We start from the raw sequence: 1,621 nt of genomic DNA, 5'->3' as shown, positions 1-1,621 counted from the left end.
TAACCAGTTCGATCGTCGACAGGAAGCGCACCCGCTGCCGGTGGTACTGGATGGCCTGCACACCCATCGCTGTCGCCAGGTGGGTTTTGCCGGTGCCCGGGCCGCCAACCAGCACCACGTTCTGCGCGTCCTCCAGGAATTGGCAACGGTGAAGCGATTTCACCAGTGCTTCATCAACCGGTGATTGGGCAAAGTCGAAGCCCGTGAGATCCCGGTATGCCGGGAACCTGGCTACCTTCATCTGGTAGTTGATCGAGCGCACATCGCGCTCCGAGGATTCGGCTTTAAGCAGCATCTCCAGCACCGGTACCGCCTGCTGGTAGGCCGGTGACGACTGCTCGGCCAGCGTGCCAACGGCGTCGGCCATGCCGTGCAGCTTGAGTGTCTTCAGGGTGCTGATCATGGCATCAGGGTTCATGACGTAAACTCCTCAGCTGGTCGTAGCGGGCGGTATCAGCGGTCGGCTCAGTCACCAGCTTGAGCGCCGCGGGTGGCGTCAATGCCCTCGGGCGCTCGGGCGCTTCCAGTCGGCTTAGGCAGTTCAGTACGTGCTGCTTGGACGGCTCACCCGCTTCCAACGCCAGGGTCACCGCCTGTTCCACAAGCTGTTCATCGTGCAGCAGGACCAGGGCGAGGATGTCGACGATCTCCCGATCGCCACCGGGCCGTTTGATGAGCCGGGCTCGCAGCTGCCGGAAGCACTCCGGGAGCTCCAGGAAGGGGGCGCCATTGCGTAACGCCCCCGGCTTGCGCTGGGCTACCGTGAGATAATGGCGCCAATCGAACAGGGTTTGCCCCGGCGTGCTCTTGTCCCGGTTAAATACGCGCTCGTGCTCGGCCACGACCTGGGTTTCCGCCACGATCACCAGCCGCTGTGGATAGACACGGAGGCTGATAACGCGATTGGCGAAGCTGGCCGGCACGCTATAGCGGTTGTGTTCGAAGGTAATCAGGCAGGTCGAGGAGACGCGCTTGGCGTACTCGGTAAAGCCATCAAAGGCTGGCGGTACCGACATCAGCTTTGGCCGCTCATCCTCCAGGCATTCGGCGAGGGAACGTGACTTGAGCACGGGATGTGCAGCCTCCTGCCAGAGCTCGCGGCACCGTTGCTGCAGCCAGTTGTTCAGATCCTGCAGGGTATTGAACGGTGGCGGGTCGTACCACAGACCGTGACGGGCATCGAGAACGGCCTTCTCTATTTGCCCCTTCTCCCAGCCAGAGGCCGGGTTGCAGAAATCCGGCTCAAACAGGTAGTGGCCCACCATGGCATAGAAGCGTTTGTTGATCTGCCGTTGTTTGCCACGGCCAATTTTGTCCACGGCGGTCTTCATGTTGTCGTAGATGCCTCGCTCCGGTATCCCGCCGAAGGCGATAAAGGCGTGGTAGTGGGCGTCGAAGAGCATCTCATGAGACTGCGTCAGGTAGGCCCGGAGGAAGAAAGCGCGGCTGTAGCTGAGCTTGAAGTGGGCGATCTGCAACTTGGTACTGACGCCATTGATCTTGACCCAGTCCTCACTCCAGTCGAACTGGAAGGCTTCACCGTGTGCAAACTCGAGGGGCACATAGGTCCGCTTGGCGGCCAGCAACCGGGCTTCCTGCTGATCCTGTCGCCACTGGCGAG

2 protein-coding genes are annotated in these 1,621 nt (G+C 61.4%); both read right to left on the bottom strand.

The window, feature by feature from the left end; translation table 11 throughout:
* The coding region (locus tag ACYVGS_RS17765) for an ATP-binding protein (protein WP_460590033.1) at positions 1-418 on the bottom strand (418 nt) is incomplete at its 3' end.
* On the bottom strand, positions 408-1,621 hold a 1,214-nt coding region (gene istA / locus ACYVGS_RS17760; protein ID WP_460590032.1), incomplete at its 5' end, for an IS21 family transposase. The genes ACYVGS_RS17765 and istA, both read right to left, overlap by 11 nt.

It is taken from the genome of Haliea atlantica, from assembly GCF_054779855.1.
The sequence above is the reverse complement of the archived record's forward strand: the minus strand, read 5'-3'. Positions and strand labels throughout refer to the sequence as shown.